At 41.8% G+C, this 1389-nt stretch carries 1 protein-coding gene and 1 pseudogene; one reads left to right on the top strand and one right to left on the bottom strand.

The features are described 5' to 3' along the window. The first annotated feature begins 295 nt into the window (after positions 1-295). Positions 296-1039 (top strand): DUF3108 domain-containing protein, encoded by a 744-nt coding sequence (locus ACTXGO_RS13805; RefSeq protein WP_443574921.1) that lies wholly within the window; start codon positions 296-298, stop codon positions 1037-1039. A gap of 110 nt (positions 1040-1149) precedes the next feature. On the opposite strand, the pseudogene ACTXGO_RS13800 reads toward ACTXGO_RS13805, so the two are convergent. Beyond that, a pseudogene (locus ACTXGO_RS13800) lies at positions 1150-1389 on the bottom strand (hypothetical protein); the annotation flags it as partial.

Below are 1389 nucleotides of genomic sequence, written 5' to 3'. Positions count from 1 at the left end.
AAATGGGGGCATGACAAGGTGGGTTCAAGTGTAAACTCAAAAATATTTACAAGGCGTTTGTTGCTGCAAATGATCCTTAAATATAAGCGTGCAAGCTTACTCACATGACGTTACTGAGCACTGATGACAAGCGTTTTGCGGTAACATCGACTACACCTGCTCAACCTATTACTCAGCAGCCACCCTTGAAAATGTAACAAGATATGACCATTATAAGAGTTGTGATTAACACTAGTATGAAAACAATAGCTATAAAATAATCAAAATATCTGACAAACTTATAAAGGATATATCCATGACTTCATTACTAACGACTAATAACAATCGCAGCAAAAACAAGTTGGCAACCCTGTTTACAACAGGTGTCAGTATCGCTGCTATCGGAGCTATCAGTATGACCGCCCCTACCCTTGCTAATGCAAAAAGCATACAGCCCTCAAGTGCGAAATACAGCTTTACCGTAGAAGATAAATATAAAGGAGTAGCTACTCGTACTTTGAGCAAATCAGGCAATGCATGGAACTACAATGTCAAAGCTCGAGTCGCAGGTGTGGCGAGCGCCGCACAAAGCAGCACCTTTGTAATCAATGGCAACAATGTCAGCCCAAGCAAAGCCAGCACCACGTACAAATTGCTCGGCATTGGGCGTACGCATAATCTCAGCTTTGATTCAGCGGGCAAAAAGGTGACAAGCAGCTATAGAGGCAAGACCACAACGTCTAATATGGCCCAGCAAGCTTTTGATGACTTGAGCTTAGAGGTACAAATTCGTCAAGACTTATTGAACGGCAAATTCTCTGGTAATTATTACATGGCCAAAAAAGACAAAGTCGAGAAAACACCTTTTAAAAAGTCAGGTAGCACCAAAATTACTGTGCCAGCAGGTACTTTTGATACCGTACGTGTTGACCGTGTCCATGACGACAATGACCGCTCAACCAGCTTTTGGTTGGCACCCAGTTTAGACTACTTACCAGTGAAAGTAAGTCAAATCAACGATGGCAAAAAGATGGATCTGGAATTAACCAAAGTAAACTAACCCCCTTCGCCTCTGGTCTTCGTAATAGTTAGTAATAAACAGTCCAGACAAAAGCGGCGCTCTATAATTAGAGCGCCGCTTTTTTGTGTTGATACTTTAATAGCTAACAACTAACGCGCGCGGGGCTGTTTGACGACATTGTTCATAGAGGGCAGACGCTTTAATAATAAAAATAACCAAGCATTAATCAAAAACAATAACACAAAATCGATCAAGTAAACCACGATTTCAGCCCAACTGCTTCCGTAGATACGTGTAAATAATACGACGCCACTTGCCCCCAAATACACCAAGGTGAGCATACTACCAATTAATAGCATATAGGGCGAGCGTCCCTTTAATATAAAGGG

It is taken from the genome of Psychrobacter sp. T6-1 (genome assembly GCF_052258445.1).
The sequence above is the reverse complement of the archived record's forward strand: the minus strand, read 5'-3'. Positions and strand labels throughout refer to the sequence as shown.

What these genes read in the sequence shown, in the direction of transcription:
- ACTXGO_RS13805 (WP_443574921.1), top strand. Translation starts at nt 296, where the DNA reads ATGACTTCATTACTAACGACTAATAACAATCGCAGCAAAAACAAGTTG.